Annotated in this window: 14 protein-coding genes and 1 tRNA gene; 6 read left to right on the forward strand and 9 right to left on the reverse strand. The window is 71.8% G+C overall.

The features are described from left to right. The 3 genes from RMT89_RS38015 to RMT89_RS38025 all read right to left on the reverse strand — a co-directional run. A partial coding sequence (locus tag RMT89_RS38015) for a hypothetical protein (protein ID WP_315888334.1) occupies positions 1-709 on the reverse strand: 709 nt, incomplete at its 3' end. Positions 710-903: 194 nt separating this feature from the next. Beyond that, positions 904-2,301: a gluconate:H+ symporter gene (locus RMT89_RS38020; RefSeq protein WP_315888335.1), complete on the reverse strand. Its 1,398-nt coding sequence runs from the start codon at positions 2,299-2,301 to the stop codon at positions 904-906. Between the two features lie 49 nt (positions 2,302-2,350). Further along, positions 2,351-2,878: a gluconokinase gene (locus tag RMT89_RS38025; protein WP_315888336.1), complete on the reverse strand. Its 528-nt coding sequence runs from the start codon at positions 2,876-2,878 to the stop codon at positions 2,351-2,353. Positions 2,879-3,036: 158 nt separating this feature from the next. On the opposite strand from RMT89_RS38025, the gene RMT89_RS38030 reads away from it, so the two are divergent. Both RMT89_RS38030 and RMT89_RS38035 read left to right on the forward strand, forming a co-directional pair. Continuing rightward, positions 3,037-3,738 (forward strand): FadR/GntR family transcriptional regulator, encoded by a 702-nt coding sequence (locus RMT89_RS38030; RefSeq protein ID WP_315888337.1) that lies wholly within the window; start codon positions 3,037-3,039, stop codon positions 3,736-3,738. A gap of 44 nt (positions 3,739-3,782) precedes the next feature. Next, complete coding sequence (locus RMT89_RS38035) at positions 3,783-4,523, forward strand: class I SAM-dependent methyltransferase (protein ID WP_315888338.1); 741 nt, start codon at positions 3,783-3,785, stop codon at positions 4,521-4,523. Here the strand turns inward: RMT89_RS38035 and RMT89_RS38040 are convergent. The 4 genes from RMT89_RS38040 to RMT89_RS38055 all read right to left on the reverse strand — a co-directional run bounded on the left by RMT89_RS38040 (position 4,520) and on the right by RMT89_RS38055 (position 10,908). Then, positions 4,520-4,888, reverse strand: coding sequence for a YchJ family protein (locus RMT89_RS38040; protein WP_315888339.1), 369 nt, complete (start codon positions 4,886-4,888; stop codon positions 4,520-4,522). The two genes, RMT89_RS38035 and RMT89_RS38040, sit on opposite strands and share 4 nt — an antisense overlap. Then, the gene (locus RMT89_RS38045; protein WP_315888340.1) at positions 4,885-6,264 is read right to left on the reverse strand and encodes a M1 family metallopeptidase; all 1,380 of its coding nucleotides are present in this window, start codon (positions 6,262-6,264) and stop codon (positions 4,885-4,887) included. Before RMT89_RS38045 ends, RMT89_RS38040 begins: the two co-directional genes overlap by 4 nt. A gap of 68 nt (positions 6,265-6,332) precedes the next feature. After that, complete coding sequence (locus tag RMT89_RS38050) at positions 6,333-10,187, reverse strand: Pls/PosA family non-ribosomal peptide synthetase (protein ID WP_315888346.1); 3,855 nt, start codon at positions 10,185-10,187, stop codon at positions 6,333-6,335. Positions 10,188-10,820: 633 nt separating this feature from the next. After that, a tRNA-Leu gene (locus RMT89_RS38055) sits at positions 10,821-10,908 on the reverse strand. A gap of 187 nt (positions 10,909-11,095) precedes the next feature. Between RMT89_RS38055 and RMT89_RS38060 the strand changes: the two genes are divergently transcribed. The 3 genes from RMT89_RS38060 (at position 11,096) to RMT89_RS38070 (ending at position 13,775) form a co-directional block, all read left to right on the forward strand. Beyond that, positions 11,096-12,421, forward strand: a complete 1,326-nt coding sequence (locus RMT89_RS38060) for a M20/M25/M40 family metallo-hydrolase (protein ID WP_315888341.1) — start codon at positions 11,096-11,098, stop codon at positions 12,419-12,421. 156 nt (positions 12,422-12,577) lie between these two features. Continuing rightward, the gene (gene chpH / locus RMT89_RS38065; protein WP_315888342.1) at positions 12,578-12,811 is read left to right on the forward strand and encodes a chaplin ChpH; all 234 of its coding nucleotides are present in this window, start codon (positions 12,578-12,580) and stop codon (positions 12,809-12,811) included. Between the two features lie 115 nt (positions 12,812-12,926). Then, positions 12,927-13,775, forward strand: a complete 849-nt coding sequence (locus RMT89_RS38070) for a chaplin family protein (RefSeq protein ID WP_315888343.1) — start codon at positions 12,927-12,929, stop codon at positions 13,773-13,775. Positions 13,776-13,839: 64 nt separating this feature from the next. On the opposite strand, the gene RMT89_RS38075 is transcribed toward RMT89_RS38070, so the two are convergent. Then, a complete protein-coding gene (locus tag RMT89_RS38075; protein ID WP_005485166.1) occupies positions 13,840-14,028 on the reverse strand; it encodes a DUF5703 family protein in 189 nt (62 codons plus the stop codon). Positions 14,029-14,075: 47 nt separating this feature from the next. On the opposite strand from RMT89_RS38075, the gene RMT89_RS38080 reads away from it, so the two are divergent. Next, on the forward strand, positions 14,076-14,789 hold the full coding sequence (locus tag RMT89_RS38080) for a hypothetical protein (RefSeq protein ID WP_315888344.1): 714 nt from the start codon (positions 14,076-14,078) through the stop codon (positions 14,787-14,789). A 319-nt stretch (positions 14,790-15,108) separates the two neighbouring features. Here the strand turns inward: RMT89_RS38080 and RMT89_RS38085 are convergent. Continuing rightward, positions 15,109-17,491 (reverse strand): helix-hairpin-helix domain-containing protein (locus tag RMT89_RS38085; RefSeq protein ID WP_315888345.1); only part of this gene is annotated, 2,383 nt, incomplete at its 5' end.

A 17,491-nucleotide genomic window follows, 5' to 3' on the forward strand; every position in this document is an offset into this window, starting at 1 on the left:
TGGAACAGCCGCTCTTCCATGGTGCCCACCACCTGGATACCAGGAAGAGCCGGTCACCGGAGACATGGAACAGCCGCAGCCCGGCGTACCGGAACCGGTAGGGGCTGCCCTCCTCCTTGACGAGACTGAGGCAGCTGCCGCCGTCGCGGATCAGCAGATCGTGCTCGCTGAACACGACCACGGCCGGGAACTCCTCGGCGACGGTCGCGGCCGTCTCCTCGGCACGGCCCCGGCCGACGACACCGGCGTAGGCGTAGACCGCCCAGAACAGGGCGACGACGGCCACCAGCAGGGCGGGCGCCCAGATCCGCGCGGTGTCCCGAGGGGCGGCGGTTCCCTCCGGCTCCGGTCGGGTGCGGGCGTAGGCGCTGAGCAGGACGCCCGCCAGGACGAGCAACGGGACGAGGAGATCGAACAGGTCCGGCGCGAGGGAGTAGAGGGGGAGCAGCAAGACCGCCGGCACCCAGGCGTGCCGCAGCACCCTTAGCGCCCCCTCGCCGCGGGCCGGGTCGCGTTCGACGTGCCGGTGCAGCGTCGCCGCCGCCATGGCCGCGGCCGCCGCCACCAGGACGGGGAGGTAGAGGGCGTCGACACTGCGCAGCAGATAGTCCGCGGTGGAGAAGCGGAACAGGGTGTCGCGCAGGCCGAGGGCGCGGGTCTCGGCGTCGGTGCTGACGAATCGTTTCCGCCCCCGCCACCCCCACCACAAGCCGCCGCCGTCCCCACAGCCAGCGCCCCCGCGACGAGTAACCCCGTTATCCGCACCCCGAGCGAAATCGCCATGACACCCACCGCTGCCAAGTCCCCCCATGATGGGACCAAGTCCCCCGCCGGGGAACCCACTTGGGCCCGCCCTCTCCTCGGTGTCGAGGACAGGGCGGGCCCAGTAGTGTCCTACGGTCGCTAAATCACCAAGGACAACAGCAGCACGATGCCGCCCGCGACCACCGAGATGATCGTCTCCATCACCGACCAGGTCTTGATGGTCTGTCCGACGGTCAGCCCGAAGTACTCCTTCACGAGCCAGAACCCGGCGTCGTTGACATGGCTGAAGAAGAGCGAGCCGGCGCCGATGGCGAGGACCAGCAGGGCCGTCTCCGTGGTGGACATGCCCGCCGCGAGCGGCGCGACCAGACCGGCCGCCGAGATCGTCGCCACCGTCGCCGAACCGGTCGCGAGCCGGATCGCCACCGCGATCAGCCAGGCCAGCAGCAGCGCCGGGATCGACCAGTCCTCGGAGATCTCCAGGATCATCTGACCCACACCGGAGTCGATCAGCGTCTGCTTGAAGCCGCCGCCCGCGCCGACGATCAGCAGGATTCCGGCGATGGGCGCGAGCCCCTTCTCGACCAGTCCGGAGACACGCTCCTTGCCGAACCCGGCGGGGCGCAGCAGCGTGAAGATGCCGAGCAGCACGGACGCGAGCAGCGCGATCAGCGGGGAACCGATGACGTCGAAGACACGCTGCGTGGTGTTCTCGGGGTCGTCGATGACGATGTCGACGAGCGCCTTGGAGAGCATCAGGGCCACCGGCAGCAGGATGGTGGTGAGGGTCGCGCCGAAGCCGGGACGCTTCTCCAGCTCCTCCGAGGCACGCTGCGGGATCATCCTGTCCGGGGCCGGGACGTCGACCCAGCGGGCCGCGTACCGCGAGAACACCGGACCGGCGATGATCACCGTCGGGATCGCGACCAGGACACCGAGCGCCAGCGTGACACCCAGATTGGCCTGCACCGCGTCGATCGCGACCAGCGGACCGGGGTGCGGCGGGACCAGACCGTGCATCACGGACAGACCGGCGAGCGCCGGGATGCCGATCCGCATCAGCGAGTAGTTGCCGCGCTTGGCGACCATCAGCACGACCGGGATCAGCAGGACGACGCCGACCTCGAAGAACAGCGGAAGACCGATCACCGAGGCGATCAGCACCATCGCCCACGGCATCGAGCGGCCGCCCGCCTTGGCGAGGATCGTGTCGACGATCTCGTCCGCGCCGCCGGAGTCGGCGAGCATCTTGCCGAGGATCGCGCCGAGGGCGATCAGCACGCCCACGCCGGCGACGGTGGTGCCGAGCCCGGTGGTGAAGCTGGCGATGACCTTGTCCAGCGGCGCCCCGGCGAACGCGCCCAGCGCCAGCGAACCGATGGTGAGCGCCAGAAAGGCGTGGAGCTTGAACTTGGTGATGAGCAGCACGATGACGGCGATGCCCGCCAGCACGGCGATGCCCAGCTGAGCATGACCGGCCGAGGTGATGGGCTCGACGGTGTCCGCTGCCAGCAGCTCGACGTTGAGTCTGGTCACGGGGGTTTCCCTTGCGGTTACGGGGGTGGGGAGGGGAAGGCGTGGGGGGTTACGACGTCGGTGCCGACGGTGCGTCGAGGGCGTCCAGCGCGGCCATGGCGCGCGCGGTGATCTCCTCGGGCGTGCCCGAGACATCCACCACGACGCCCGCCTCGTCGGCCTGGAGCGGCTGGAGCGTGGCGAACTGGGAGTCCAGCAGGGCCGTAGGCATGAAGTGGCCCTGCCGCTGCCGCATCCGGTTCTCGATCAGCTCGCGGTCGCCCGCGAGGTGCACGAAGACCACCCCGGGTGCGGCGGCCCTGAGCCGGTCGCGGTACGACCGCTTCAGCGCGGAGCTGCTGACCACCCCTCCGAGCCCGGTCCGCTCGTGCGCCCAGGCGCCGATGGCATCGAGCCACGGCCACCTGTCCTCGTCGTCGAGCGGGGTACCGGCCGACATCTTGGCGATGCTGGCCTGCGGGTGGAAGTCGTCGCCCTCGGCGTACGGGACACCGAGCCGGGCGGCGAGCAGGGGACCGATCGTGGTCTTGCCCGTTCCGGCGACGCCCATCACGACGACGACGTGGGGGGTACGCATCACTGCCTCGCTGTCTTCCTCGACACACGCTTCTTCGACGAACGACGTCGACATCTGACGTCGGCCACACTGAAACCCATTAGGTACGATGAATTCAAGAGTCTGTGACAAATAAGTCTGACTTTTTGTCCCCGTGAGCTCCCCCGTACTCTGTGTGCATGAGCACAACGGGCCGGGGCCTGCACGGACATGTACTCGAAACCCTCGGCCCCGCGATCACCGCGGGCGAGTACCCACCGGGCAGCGTGCTGCGCACGGACGAGCTCGCCCAGCAGTTCGATGTGTCACGCTCCGTGATGCGCGAGGCGGTGCGCGTGCTGGAGTCCATGTATCTGGTCGAATCCCGCCGCCGCGTGGGCGTGACGGTCCGCCCCAAGGCCGAGTGGAACGTCTACGACCCCCAGGTCATCCGCTGGCGCCTGGCCGGCGCCGACCGGCCCCACCAGCTGCGCTCGCTCACCGTGCTGCGCTCCGCGATCGAACCGGTCGCCGCGGGCCTCGCCGCGAGGAACGCCACCGCCGAGCAGTGCGCCGAACTCACCGAGTGCGCCCTGGGCATGGTGGCCAACTCCCGCGGCCACCAGCTGGAGGGCTATCTCTTCCACGACATCGCCTTCCACCGGGTCATCCTCAACGCCTCCGGCAACGAGATGTTCGCCCGCCTCGGAGACGTCGTCGCCGAGGTCCTCGCCGGCCGGACCCATCACGAGGTCATGTTCGAGGACCCCGACCCCGCCGCCGTCACCCTGCACGTCCAGGTCGCCGAGGCGGTCCGCTCCCGTGACGCGGACCGCGCCGAACACCTGGTCCGCGAGATCACGGTCGGCGCCCTCCAGGAACTGGACATCCTGGCGCCCTGAAAAATCACGGGCGTCGGCATCGGCGCCGGCGGTACGGTCCCGAAGTGCTTGATGAAGACGGCTACTTCGGAGAGAAGATCGCGGCGGGCTACGACGACGACTCCTCGGACATGTTCCGACCGGACGTCGTGGGCCCGGTGGTTGACGTTCTGGCCGGCCTCGCCGGTGACGGCCGGGCGCTCGAACTCGGCATCGGTACCGGCCGGATCGCGCTGCCCCTGGCCGCCCGCGGGGTACCCGTGCACGGCATCGACATGTCCCGCGCCATGGTGGCGAGACTGCGGGGCAAACCCGGCGGGGACGCCGTCGGCGTGACCATCGGCGACTTCGCCACGACCCGGGTGGACGGTCAATTCACCGTCGCCTACCTCGTGTTCAACACCATCAACAACCTCACGACCCAGGACGCCCAGGTCGACTGCTTCCGCAACGCCGCCGCCCATCTGGCGCCCGGCGGCTGCTTCGTCGTGGAGGTCGGCGTACCCGAACTGCGCAGACTGCCGCCAGGGCAGAGCGCCGTACCCTTCCGCATCACCCCGACCCAGTGGGCGTTCGACACCTACGACCCCGCCACCCAGGCCATGAGCTCCCACTACGTCACCATCGTCGACGGACGCGCCGAGCACTGGTCACTGCCGTTCCGGTACGTCTGGCCGGCCGAGCTGGACCTGATGGCGCGGCTCGCCGGCCTGCGCCTGCGCGACCGCTGGGAGGACTGGAACCGGGCGCCCTTCACCGGCGAGAGCACCCGGCATGTGTCGGTGTGGGAGAAGCCGCTCTCCTAGTCCAGGAACTCCCCGTCCACGTACACCCAGGCCCCGTCCACCCGCTCGAACCGGCTCCGCTCATGCAGCGAGCCGCCCCGGAAGGACGCCCGGAACGTCACGGTGCCGGTGGAGTGGAACGCCGAGCCCTCGCCGGCCGAGAGGATCTCCAGCCCGGTCCACTTCATCGACGGGTCGAGATCGAGCCGCGCGGGCCTGGTCCGAGGGTGCCAAGTCCGCAGCAGATACGGGACGTTCCCCTTCACGAAGGCGCTGTACCGGGACCGCATCAACGCCTCGGCGGTCGGGGCGGCGGCGGAGCCGGAATGGAAACGGCCGCAGCACTTCTCGTACGGCTCGGACAGGCCGCAAGGACAGGCGCTCATGCCGACGCTCCCGCGCCCGGCGGATACGGCGGCTTCACCGGCAACGCCGTCACCGGACTCGGCAGCGGCGGCAGCGACGTGCCGTACAGCCACGCGTCGAACAGCTCCTCCAGCGGCTCGCTCGCGAAGCGGGTCGCGTGTGCCGTGAACGTCGTCGTGCTCACCGCACCGCCCCGGTGCAGCGCGGTCCAGCCGCGCAGCATCCGGAAGAAGGGGTCGTCGCCCATCGCGCAGCGCAGGGCGTGCACGGTCAGTCCGCCGCGCTGGTAGAGACGGTCGTCGAACATCAGCTTGCGGCCGGGGTCGGCCAGCTTGAGGTCCTGGGCCTGCGAGGCGAGCAACCGGTGTGCGGCGGCGGCGAGTTGCTGTGCCGTACGGCCGCCCGACCGCTCCGACCACAGCCACTCGGCGTACTTCGCGAACCCCTCGTTCAGCCAGATGTGCCGCCAGTCGGCGATCGAGACACTGTTGCCGAACCACTGATGGGCCAGCTCGTGCGCGACCAGCCGCTCCGAACCCCGCGCGCCGTCCACGTGGTTGGCGCCGAACAGCGACAACCCCTGTGCCTCGACGGGCACATCGAGCTCCTCCTCGGTCACCACGACCGCGTACTCGTCGAACGGGTACGGCCCGAACAGCTCCTGGAACAGCTCCATCATCTGCGGCTGACGCGCGAAGTCCCGGGAGAACTGCGGCAGCAGATGCGCCGGGATGTGCCCGTGCTGGGGCACCCCGCCGGGGCCCGGATCGCCCAGCAGCACCGTCTGGTACTTGCCGATGGACAGCCCGACGAGATAGCTGGACGTCGGCGCGGACTGCTCGTACACCCAGGTCGTCGTCGATGCCTTGGTCGTCCGGGTGAGCAGCCGGCCACCGGCGACCACCGCGTACGCCGAGGGCGTCGTGATGGAGATCTGGTACGACGCCTTGTCGGCCGGACGGTCGTTGCACGGATACCAGGACGGCGCCCCGACCGGCTGGCTCGCCACCAGCGCCCCGTCCTCCAGCTCCTCCCAGCCGAGCCCGCCCCAGGGGCTGCCCACCGGCTTGGGGTTGCCCGACCAGTGCACCTCGACGGTGAAGGCGGCACCGGGCCGGATCGGCTTGGCCGGCTTCACCCGCAGCCGCCCGCCGCGGTGTGTGTAGTGCGGCTGCCGTCCGTCGAGACGGACCCGGCCGATCTTGAAGTCGGCCAGGTTGAGCTGGAACTCGGTGAGCGGCGACCGGCCCGCGATGGCGTTGATCCGGGCCGTCCCCGACAGCCGGTTGGGGCCCGGGCGGTAGTCCAGCGCGAGTTCGTACCGATGCACCCGGTAACGGGGATCACCGTTGTCGGGGAAGTACGGGTCCGCACCCACGGACTGCTGAGCTGCCACTGCTGCGTCTGCTCCCTGCGCTGTGCTCGTACGACGTGCCTCGCCCCCCGATGACGTCGCAGGAGCGGTCAACGCCGCCATGACTCGATCGGGTTGCCCAGCCAGCGCGTGTCGTCGGGAACGGACTCCGCGGCCATCACCAGCGACGCGGGACCCAGCGTGGTGCGGGCCCCGACCGTGCTGCCGGGCAGGACGATTCCGCCAGGACCCAGCGTCGCGCCCTCACGGAGGACCACAGTATCCGTCCGCAAGATCCGGTCGTGGAAGAGGTGCGTCTGCAGCACACAGCCCCGGTTCACCGTCGCCGCGTCCTGAAGGGTCACCAGGTCCGTCTCCGGAAGCCAGTAGCTCTCGACCCACACGCCCTTGCCGATCCGCGCCCCCATCCCGCGCAGCCACGCCGTCATCAGCGGCGTACCCGGCACGGAACCGGCCAGCCACGGCACGGCCAGCACCTCCACGAAGGTGTCGGCCAGCTCATTGCGCCACACGAAGGAACTCCACAGCGGATGCTCCCCGCTGCGGTGCCGCCCGACGAGTGCCCACTTGGCGGCGATCGAGACCAGTCCCGCGACGGCGCCCGCCGCGAGCAGCACAAGCCCGCCCAGCGGCCAGGCCCAGCCGCCCAGCGCGCACAGCGCCGCCACCGTCAGCACGGCCAGCGCCGCCGAGCAGAACACCGGCACGATCCGGCACAGCTCCACAAGACCGCGCGCCCACAGCAGCCGCGCCGGCGGATCGTACGTCCGGCTCTGGTCGCCGTCGCTCGCACTGCGCGGCAGCTTCACCGGCGGCAGCCCCAGATACGAAGTGCCCTTCTTCGCCTTCTTCGGCGTCGCCGACAGCACCCCGACCAGACCGTCGTCCGGCACGCTCCGCCCCGGCGCGGTCATCCCCGAGTTGCCGAGGAACGCCCGTCGCCCGATCTCCGCGCGCCCGATCCGCACCCAGCCACCGCCGAGCTCGTACGGCGCGGTCAGCGTGTCGTCGGCCAGGAAGGCGCCCTCGCCGACCGTGGTGAGGCCGGGCAGCGCCAGCACGGTGGACACCTCGGCGCCCTTGCCGATCCGCATGCCGAGCAGCCGCAGCCACACCGGCGTGGCCAGACCGGCGTACAGCGGGAACAGCGTCTCCCGGGAGCGGTCCATGAGCTGCGTGACCGTCCATGCCTGCCAGCCGACCCGGCTGTGCGTGGCGTACATGCCCTCGCTCAGACCCATGCTCAGCAGCCGTACGGCGATCAGGATCAGCAGCGCGTACGTCAGCCCGAAGGCCAGTGTGGCCGGGACGAGGGCGAGTGCGGCGCCCTTGAGCGGGGCGTCGGCGTCGACGAAGGGGTACGCCACGGCCAGCGCCGCCGCCCCCGACAGCACCGGAAGCACGTTCAGCGCGAGTCCGCTCACGCCGTACATGCCCCGCCAGAGCGTGCTCCTGCGCGGCCGGTCCTTCGGCCAGTTCCGCTTGGCCTTGCCGAGCTTCACCGCGGGTGCGCCCGCCCAGCGCTGACCGGTGGGAATCTGCCCGGTCACCGCCGAGCCCGGCGCCACCTCGGCCCGCTTGCCGACCCGGGCGCCCGGGAAGAGGATGCTGCGCGTGCCGACGACGGCATGGGCGCCCACCTTGACCGGGCCGATCTCCAGCCGGTCGCCGTCCAGCCAGTACCCGGACACGTCCACCTCGGACTCGACGGCCGCGCCCCGGCCGAGCTTCAGCATGCCGGTGACCGGCGGCAACGAGTGCAGATCGACGTCGGGCCCGACCTTCGCGCCCAGCGCACGGGCGTACCGCTCCAGCCACGACCCGGTCAGCGAGGTCGCCCCGCTGAACTCCGCGAGCCGCTCGGCGGCCCACAACCGCAGATGGACGCTGCCCCCGCGCCGGTACCGGCCGGGCTGCACGCCCCCCAGCAGCAGCCGGGCCCCGCCCGCGGCGATCCCGAGCCGCCCCGGCGGGCTGAAGAACACCAGCGCACCGGCCCCGACCAGCCACCAGGGGGCGGTCGGCAGCCAGGAATACGCGGTCAGGACATTGCCCGCCGCGGCCAGCGGCACCATCCAGCGCAGCCCGAGCAGCGTGAAGAGGGGCAGCAGCACGAGCAGCTGGACCGCCTGCGCGCGCTTGGGCACCGGGGTGATCGTCCGCTGCGAGCCGTCGTCCTGCGCGGACTCCTCCAGGTGCCGCGCCAGCTTCCGCAGCGTCGGCTGCTGGTAGATGTCGAGGACGGCCGCGCTCGGATAGCGGGTGCGCAGCTTCGTCGTGAGCTGGGCGGCGGCCAGGCTGCTGCCGCCGATCGCGAAGAAGTCGTCGCGGGCGCTCGTCACCGGGATACCGAGGACTTCCGTCCACTGCTCGGCGAGCCAGGCCTCGGTGCCGTAGAGCTGCTCGGCCCTGCCGCCGGTCTCCAGGCCCTCCAGCGGCCAGGGCAGGGCGTTCCGGTCGACCTTGCCGCTCGTCCGCGTCGGCAGGTCCTCGACCGGCGCCAGCAGCGGCACCAGGGCCGCCGGCAGCTCGGCGCGCAGCTTCTCGACGGCGGCCGCCTGGTCCCAGCCGTCCTGGGTCACGACGTAGCCGACGAGGAGCTGGTTGCCGCTGCGGGCGGTGCGTACGGCGGCAGCGGCGCCGGCGACCCCGGGCAGCGCCTGGAGCGCCGCGTCCACCTCGCCCAGCTCGATCCGCCGCCCGCCGAGCTTGATCTGCTCGTCGGCCCGCCCGAGGAAGACCAGCCCCTCCGGCTCCGCCTTGACCAGGTCACCACTGCGATACGCCCGCTCCCAGCCCAGCGGATCCAGCGGCGCGTACTTCTCCGCGTCCTTCTCGGCGTCCAGGTAACGGGCGAGCCCGACCCCGCCGATCACGAGCTGACCGCTGCCGCCCATCGGCACCGGCTCCCCGGCCTCGTCCACGACGGCCAGTTCCCAGCCGTTGAGCGGCAGCCCGATCCTGATCGGCTCCTCACCGGACATCAGCGACGCGCAGGCCACCACCGTCGCCTCGGTCGGCCCGTAGGTGTTCCACACCTCGCGGCCCTCGGTCACCAGCCGCTGCGCGAGCTCCGGCGGGCAGGCCTCACCGCCGAAGATCAGCAGACGGACCTCGTTGAGGGTGTCCGGCTCCCAGAGCGCGGCCAGCGTGGGCACCGTGGAGACCACGGTGATCTCCTGCTCGACCAGCCACGGCCCGAGATCGGCGCCGCTGCGCACCTGCGAGCGGGGCACGGGCACCAGACAGGCCCCGTACCGCCAGGCCAGCCACATCTCCTCGCAGGACGCGTCGAACGCGACCGAAAGCCCGGCCATGACCCGGTCGCCGGGCCCGATCGGGTCCTCGGTGAGGAAGAGCGCGGCCTCGGCGTCCACGAACGCCGCCGCGCTCTCGTGCGTGACGGCGACGCCCTTGGGCTTGCCGGTCGAACCGGAGGTGAAGATGATCCAGGCGTCGTGCTCCACCCCGGGCCGTCCGGCGGGGACGTCGGCCCTGCCGTGGGCGGTGATCTCGTGCCCCGCCCCGATCACGGCCCGTACGTCCGCCTCCCCGAACACCAACTCGGCCCGCTCGTCCGGGTCCTCGGCGTCGACGGGAACATAGGCGGCACCGGCCGCGAGAACGGCCAGGATGGCGACGTACAGATCATTGGTCCCGGACGGCACCCGCACGCCGACCCGGTCGCCGAGCCCGACGCCGGCCTCGGCGAGCAGCCGCTGCACCCGCGCCACCTCGACGGCGAGCGCACGGTAGGTCAGCCGCGTCGTACCGTCGTCCAGGGCGAGTTCGTCCGGGTACGAGCGGACGGACGCGTCGAGAATGTCGACGAGCGTGCGGGGAGAGGCCGCAGGGCCCCCGGAGAAACGTGCCGTATCACCGAACCGCTCGCGGATCTCTTCGTCGAGCAGACCGAGAGCACTGCTCTCGTGTATGGCTGCCATCGGGTCCTCGCGTCTCTCCCGGAAGCCTCCGGGGCGCTGGCGGGCCCGCAGGTCTGCCTGGGGTTGTCTCCAGCTCCGTAACAAGCCGGAAATTTTAGTACGACGCCAGGTCCGACCCCCGCCGAATGCCACCCGGGAAGGATCCTGCGGGCCCTTCGGGTGGACGTGGGCACGTCGATGACCTGGCGTTTTGCGGGGGCGGGAGAGATGCCCCACACAGAGCACCAGGCCGACTCCGTTGCGTGTCCACCGGGCGAAACGCGTGATGAACGCCAGTGCGGTGTCGGCGACTTCGCGCCAGCCGTGGTCGATGGTGAGCGCCTTCACCTCGGTCCACGGGTTGAGGTTGGCCGCGGCCGCCTGGAACAGCGGCTCACCCGCCGCGGGCACCGCGAAGGTGTCGCACAGCTCGCGCGCTTCCTCCTCGCTCACCGCGTTGGCGAAGGCACCCCGCGGAACGGCGCCGTGTCGATGGCCACCGACGCCCGCGACAGCTCACGCCCGGCGATGATCTGGGTGATCAGACCGCCCGACGACGACCGGCTTGACCCGGAGCGCATGGCGCGGAGGAGTCGCCGCAAACGCGAAGTGCCGGTCGGAATCATCCCGGCCGGCACTCGATGCTGTAACAGCTGGTGTCCGAGGGGGGACTTGAACCCCCACGCCCGATAAAGGGCACTAGCACCTCAAGCTAGCGCGTCTGCCATTCCGCCACCCGGACAAGGTGTCTGTCGCGCGGGGTTTCCCTCGCGGCGACAGAGAAAACATTACCAGGCTCCGGACAGTGGCCGATCACCCCCTGGTCCGCCGTGAACGGCGTGTGACGGGCGGGGGGTGGTCTTGGGCCGGGGCCCGTCGCGGGAGGAGGATGAGGGGGACCACCAGCAGTGACAGTGGGAGGAACCAGCGTGAGCGGGACGGACACGGCCAGAAGCGTCACCGGCGAGGACGAGGTTGTGGACCTCTGCCGCGAGCTGATCCAGATCGACACCAGCAACTACGGCGACCACTCGGGCCCGGGCGAGCGCAAGGCCGCGGAGTACGTGGCCGGGAAGCTCGCCGAGGTGGGCCTCGAACCGCGGATCATCGAGTCGCACAAGGGGCGCGCCTCCACGGTCGCCCGGATCGCGGGCGAGGACCCCTCGCGGCCCGCGCTCCTCATCCACGGCCACACCGACGTCGTACCGGCCAACGCCGCCGACTGGACCCACCACCCCTTCTCCGGCGAGATCGCGGACGGCTGTGTGTGGGGCCGCGGTGCCGTCGACATGAAGGACATGGACGCCATGACGCTGGCCGTCGTGCGCGACCGGCTGCGCAGCGGCCGCAAGCCGCCGCGCGACATCGTCCTCGCGTTCCTCGCCGACGAGGAGGCGGGCGGCACGTACGGCGCCAAGTACCTGGTCCAGAAGCACCCGGAGCTGTTCGAGGGCGTCACCGAGGCGATCGGCGAGGTCGGCGGGTTCTCCTTCACCGTCAACGAGAAGCTGCGGCTGTACCTCGTGGAGACCGCCCAGAAGGGCATGCACTGGATGCGGCTCACCGTCGACGGCACCGCCGGCCACGGCTCGATGACCAACGACGACAACGCCATCACCGAGCTGTGCGAGGCCGTCGGCCGGCTCGGGCGGCACACGTGGCCCGTCCGGGTCACCAAGACCGTACGGTCCTTCCTCGACGAGCTCTCCGACGCGCTCGGCACCGAACTCGACCCCGAGAACATGGACGAGACCCTCGCCAAGCTCGGCGGCATCGCCAAGATGGTCGGCGCGACCCTCAAGAACTCCGCGGCGCCCACCATGCTCGGCGCCGGCTACAAGGTCAACGTCATCCCCGGCCAGGCCACCGCGCACGTCGACGGCCGCTTCCTGCCGGGCTACGAGGAGGAGTTCCTCGCCGACCTCGACCGGCTGCTCGGCCCCCGGGTGAAGCGGGAGGACGTACACGCCGACAAGGCCCTGGAGACCGACTTCGACGGCAAGCTCGTCGACGCCATGCAGAGCGCGCTGAGCGCCGAGGACCCCATCGCGCGGGCCGTGCCGTACATGCTCTCCGGCGGCACCGACGCCAAGTCCTTCGACGATCTCGGCATCCGCTGCTTCGGTTTCGCGCCGCTCCAGCTGCCGCCGGAGCTGGACTTCGCGGGCATGTTCCACGGCGTCGACGAACGGGTGCCGGTGGAAGGACTCAAGTTCGGCGTGCGGGTGCTCGACCGGTTCCTCGACGCGTCCTGATTTCGCCCGCTGAAACGAGACTTCACTATTCGCCCGCGCGTACGGGAGTGAATGGGAAGGGTGAATGCGCTCATAGGGTCGTAGCTCTATTAGCCCCTCCTCGTTACTGGTGATGCGATCCGCTGCTTGGGATCGCATTGCCAACAAGGAGGAATAATGATCAAGAAGATCGTCGCCGCCGCTGCTGCCACCGGTGGTCTCGTTCTCGCGGGTGCGGGTATGGCCGTCGCCGACGCCGGTGCCCAGGGTGCCGCCGTGAACTCCCCGGGTGTCCTGTCCGGCAACGTGGTTCAGGTCCCCGTGCACGTCCCGGTGAACGTGTGCGGCAACACGATCTCCGTGATCGGGCTGCTGAACCCCGCCTTCGGCAACACCTGCGTCAACAAGTGACGTTGCCTTTCTGAGGTTTCGTTTCGACACCGTCGGTCCCGGAGCGCTTGCCATGCGCTCCGGGGCCGACCGGTCTTTCGCGTTGGTCAGGTGGGGGAAGGCAGGGAATTCAGCAATGCGACAGGTCACCCGCAAGGGTCTGATGACCGTGGCGGCGGCCACGGGCGTGATCGCCGCCGCGGGAGGGAGCGCCCAGGCCGACTCGGGCGCGAGTGGCTCCAGCTCCAGCTCGCCCGGTGTGCTGTCGGGCAACACGGTCCAGGCGCCGGTGTACGCACCGGTCAACGCCTGCGGAAACACGGTCAATGTCGTCGGGGTGCTCAACCCGGCGGTCGGCAACACCTGCGTCACTCAGGGGGGCGGCTCGGACGGGGGTTACGGCGAGCCGGGCGGCTCCGGGGGCGCCCACTCCGGCGGTCGCGCCTCCGATTCGCCCGGCGTGGCCTCCGGCAACCATGTCGAGGTGCCGGTCCACGCGCCGGTCAACGTCTGCGGCAACAGCGCCGACATCATCGGGGTCGGCAACGGCACGACGGGCAACGACTGCGCGAACGGCGGCGGTGGGCACAACCCGCCGGGGGGCGGGTACGGGAACCCGCCGGGTGCGCCGGAGCAGCCCGGGAATCCGGGAGGACCGCAGAACCCGGGGAATCCCGGGAGCCCGGAGGAGCCCGGCAACTCCGGGAACCATCCCGGCAATCCGAACAATCCGAGGGATCGCGACAATCCGGACGGGCCGCCCCGCTCCGGAACGCCGGGCACCCCGTCCACCCCGGGCGAGGTGACGCCCAACGGCTCCCCGCAGGCCGACCTGCCGGGAGCCCGGTCCGTCACCCAGTCCGAGGGCCTCGCCTCGCTCGCCGCCACCGGCAGTGATCTGCCGCTGGGCCTCGCCCTCCCCATGGGCGCGGGCGCACTGCTGGCGGGCGCGGTGCTCTACCGCAAGGCGCGGGCCTCCGCCTGAGACGCCGCGCACAACGGAGCGGGCCCCGCTGTCCTGGCGGGGCCCGCTCCGTCTCCGTCTGCTCTCACCACGTGGCGCGCACCTGGCGGATGATCCTCCGGCGCAGCCGCACCCTGCGGCTTCCGTCGCGCAGCAGGCTCAGGCGGTCCAACTCCCAGTGTCCGTACTCGGCATGGTCCGTCAGCAGTCGTGTGGCGTCCTTGCGGGAGACCCCGCGCGGTACGTACACGTCGACAAATTCGTATTCCGGCATCGCATCTATTGTGCGGGCTGGGGCCCGGTACGGATAGCGTCTGCACTATGTCTGATGCTGCGCAGCCCACCGCTGCCGAGGTACGCGCCGCCGCCGAGGCGGTCAAGACCGCGCTCGACCGCCATCTCGCCGCGGTCGAACGCAGGTCGGGCGAGGACGACCCGGCCGTCTACGAGGCGTTCAACGAGCTGGCCACGGCCGCGGAAACGTACGACGAGCTGCTCTACGACCGCTACGACGAGGTCACGCCCTTCGAGATCCCCGGTTCCGACGACGGCCTGCCGCCGTACACCGGCCCCGAGGAGCCGAACGCGCTGAGCGTGCTGATCCGCCGCGACTACGCCGTGGTGGAACCGCAGCGGCTGCTGGCCCACGCACAGCGGATCGAGGCGGCGGACTACGACGAGGGCGAGGACGGGGACACCCCCGGAACCGTCCACGGGGCGCTGGGCATCCTGTTCGGCGAGTTCGAACCGGACGAGATCGCCTCCCGGCACAAGGAGTTCGGCCTGGAGGAGGGCGACTCCACGCTGTGGGTCACCGCCGCCGACGAGCCCGCGGAGCCGGGCGAGTGGCTGGAGGCACCGTTCGAGCAGATCGATTCGCAGCGGCTGGTCTGCCGCTTCGACGTCAGCGCGGTGTTCGACGACGACCTCGACGGGGAGGACCCCGACGACGAGGCGGACGACGACCTCGAAGCGGAGCTGGAGGACGACGAGGACGAGGACCTGGAGCCGCTCGACGCGGAACGCCGGGGCTGAGCTCGGACGGCGGCGGTCGCGGAGGTTTTCCGCCGCCGCCGCCGTTCCTTGCAAGGTTCCGCCGTGGTGCCTGCGCCACGGGCGTGTCCGCGGGGCGTTGTGGCCGGTCACGCCCCGTGGCGGAGCCACATGTCGATACAGTCCCGCGCCCCTAGACCCGTACTTCGCAGGTCACCCGATCGTGAAGACCAAGCGGTCGTAGCTGATCGCTCGCCGGTCGGAACCGCAGCAGCGATGGCCGTCTCGGTCCGGCCCGGTCGAGATCGGACGCCGTGAGGCCGATGCGGAGAACCTTTTCGGCGACCTGCGAAGTACGGGCCTAGACGGGCTGACCCGGCTGTGGGCTGAGCAGTGCCGGCAGCCGGGTCGTCCGGGGCTTCGCCGGGACCTCGGCCACGGCCCGCGGCAGCGCCTGCTCCACGCCGTGCACCACGGACAGATGCCGCTCCGCCCGGCCGAACGCCGTGTACACCCACGGCCGGCTGAGCGCGCCCGCCGCGTCCCCGGGCAGCACGACCACGACCGCGGGCCACCGCCCGCCCACCGCCTGATGCGCGGTGAGCGCCCACCCGTGCCGCACGGACTGCTCCACCCGCTCCTTCGGTACGACGACGTCCTCGCCCGCGCAGGACAGATGCAGCCCGTCGGCGTCGGCCTTCACCACGCGGCCCGGCAGCGTACGTCCGGGGGCGGGGGAGTAGGCGATCCGGTCACCGGGGTCGAAGCCCCCGAAGCGGCCGGGGCCGGGGTTGAGCCGCTCCTTGAGCGCGGTGTTGAGCACGCGGGTGCCTGCCGCGCCGCCATGGCCCGGCGTGATCACCTGGGTGTCCTCGGGCGGGACGCCGATCGCGCGTGGCACCGAGTCGGCGACGAGCTGTACGGTCCGGTGCACGGCCTCGCCGGCGTCCCGCACCGGCACGATCACGACCTCCTTGCCGGGCGCCTCGACCTGGTTCAGCTCGCCGACGCCGATGCCCGAGACCAGCTCGCCGAGCGGGCCGGGGTCCGGCTGCCGGGAGGCGACCTGCGGACAGACCCGGGCGGCCAGCAGATCCGCGAACACCCGCCCGGGACCCACGGACCACAGCACCCTCGGATCACCGGCCAGCACCAGCCGAGCCCCGTCCGGCAGCGACTCGGCGACAAGCGCGGCCGCCTCGACGTCCAGCTGGGGCGCGTCCAGCACGACCAGCAGATCGAGATCCAGCGCCCCCTCGCTGTCCCGGCCAGGCCCTTCGACGCCGGCCAGCAGCCCGGCCAGGGTGACGACACCGGGCGCCTCTCGGGGGGCTGTGGCGGAGGACAGCCCGGCCGCGGCCGCGACCGCGTCGGTCGGCGGCTCGGCGGGGGAGGGCATCCCGCCCGCAGCCGCACGGGTCGGGGCCTCGGCCGGAGACAGCCCGGCCGTCGGCCCCTCGGCTCCGGACCGCGCTCCGGCCGCCGTGGCCTCGCCCGCTCCCTCCACCAGCAGTCCCGCGAACCGGCGCCGACCGAGCGGACTGTGCGCCGCGGCCCAGGCGCGCAGGCCCATGTCCCGCGCCGCGCGGAGCAGTGCCGCGGGCTCGGTGAGCGCGGCCGCACCGCCGGTGTGCAGCACCAGCGCGTGCCCGGCGACCGCCCGGATCAGCTCGCCCGCGGAGCCACCGGCCGCGGCGGCGGCCTCCTCCCAGGCCTGCGCCGTACCGTCCTGCTTGGGCACGGAGTTGATCAGCCGGCCCAGACCGTCGGCGAGGCTCTCCTCGGCGAGGGCGTACCGCTCAAGACCGACGAGGACACGAACGGGCCGCTCCTCGTCGTCCTCCTGCGCGGCCGGCTCCTCATCCAGGGCGTCCTGGAAGGCCAGCGCCTCGCCCTCCGCGAGGCTGCTCTGCACGGCGGCACCGGGGTCCGGCACGCCCTGCCGGGCCAGCGCGGCGGTGAGCGTCGGCATCTCCAGGGCCGTGTGCCCCGCCAGGGCCGCCTGCTCCAGCAGCCAGACGGTCAGCGCCCGCCCCCGCCGCTCGTCGTCCGGTCCGCACTCGGCGCCCAGCAGCGCCCGCGCGAACCCGTCGGCCTGCTCGGGACGCACCCCGCCGACCCGCAGCAACTGCCAGGGATCCGCCCGCAACTGGTCGTCCGCGCCCTCACCGAGCACGGCGGCCACCTGCGCCGCGAGCGTGGCCGGTGCACCTGCCTCGGCCAGCACCAGCCGTACGCCCTCCACGACCTCGGGCGCGGCCGACACGGGGGCCTCGGTCACCGCCGGCTGCGCCCGCCGCACCGGCTCCGGGGCGGGCCGCCGGGGGGCCCGCTCGGGCTCGGCGAACACCGTGGCCGGAGGCTTGGCACCGCTCTCCACGGCCCGTACGGCGGCCAGCAGATCCGCGGCCGTCCCGCTGAGCTTGGTCCCGGCCTCGATGGGCGCCGCCTTCTCGGCCTTGCGCCGCTCGATCCGCTCCCGCTCGACCCGCTGCGCGGCCAACTCGGCCTCGGCCTCGGACAACTTGCCCGCACCCTCACCACCAGCGGCATCCACCCCCGAGCCCTCGGCACGCGAACCGCCCTCGCCGCTCTGCGGCCCGGCGTCCTCGTCGCCTCCGGGCGCGCCCGCGTCGCGCTCCGATGTGGGCTCGTCGCTTCCGGGGGCGCCCTCGCCGCTCTGCGGCCCGGCGTCCTCGTCGCCTCCGGGCGCGCCCGCGTCGCGCTCCGATGTGGGCTCGTCG

It is taken from the genome of Streptomyces sp. P17 (assembly GCF_032436805.1).
GTDB lineage: Bacteria > Actinomycetota > Actinomycetes > Streptomycetales > Streptomycetaceae > Streptomyces.

Bases quoted from the DNA above. Each gene is read 5' to 3' on its own strand.
- RMT89_RS38080 (WP_315888344.1), top strand. From the start codon at position 14,076: ATGTCTGATGCTGCGCAGCCCACCGCTGCCGAGGTACGCGCCGCCGCC.
- RMT89_RS38025 (WP_315888336.1), bottom strand. From the start codon at position 2,878: ATGCGTACCCCCCACGTCGTCGTCGTGATGGGCGTCGCCGGAACGGGC.
- RMT89_RS38040 (WP_315888339.1), bottom strand. From the start codon at position 4,888: ATGAGCGCCTGTCCTTGCGGCCTGTCCGAGCCGTACGAGAAGTGCTGC.
- RMT89_RS38075 (WP_005485166.1), bottom strand. From the start codon at position 14,028: ATGCCGGAATACGAATTTGTCGACGTGTACGTACCGCGCGGGGTCTCC.
- RMT89_RS38030 (WP_315888337.1), top strand. From the start codon at position 3,037: ATGAGCACAACGGGCCGGGGCCTGCACGGACATGTACTCGAAACCCTC.
- chpH (WP_315888342.1), top strand. From the start codon at position 12,578: ATGATCAAGAAGATCGTCGCCGCCGCTGCTGCCACCGGTGGTCTCGTT.
- RMT89_RS38050 (WP_315888346.1), bottom strand. From the start codon at position 10,187: ATGGCAGCCATACACGAGAGCAGTGCTCTCGGTCTGCTCGACGAAGAG.
- RMT89_RS38070 (WP_315888343.1), top strand. From the start codon at position 12,927: ATGCGACAGGTCACCCGCAAGGGTCTGATGACCGTGGCGGCGGCCACG.